This window comes from Bacillus luti (assembly GCF_001884105.1).
Taxonomy (GTDB): Bacteria; Bacillota; Bacilli; order Bacillales; family Bacillaceae_G; genus Bacillus_A; species Bacillus_A luti.
In genome coordinates this window covers 1-250 of the sequence record NZ_MACI01000046.1, presented here as the reverse complement: position 1 = coordinate 250, position 250 = coordinate 1, and the positions used below count along the sequence as shown (strand labels likewise).

Sequence of the window (250 nt, the reverse complement as noted above, 5' to 3'; positions counted from 1 at the left end):
CATGGTATATTTTAACTATATTCAACTTCAAGGGGATATCCTATGAAAAACAAATTGGTAATTTTTACATTTATTATTTGTATTATAGCAGGAGGGTATTTTACTATGGAATACTTAAAACAAAAAGAACAGGAAGAAAAGTTTTGGAAAGTACAAGAAGCAAGAGTAGAAAAGTATATACATTATAATATTAAGGATGTAAAAACGATTACATTTAAGGAGCACAGTGTAAGTCCAATGGGTGTTCCTA

At 28.4% G+C, this 250-nt stretch carries 1 protein-coding gene; it reads left to right on the top strand.

What is annotated here, in order from left to right:
• Positions 1 to 42: 42 nt before the first annotated feature.
• A partial coding sequence (locus tag BAQ48_RS10655) for a DUF1433 domain-containing protein (RefSeq protein WP_116758504.1) occupies positions 43 to 250 on the top strand: 208 nt, incomplete at its 3' end.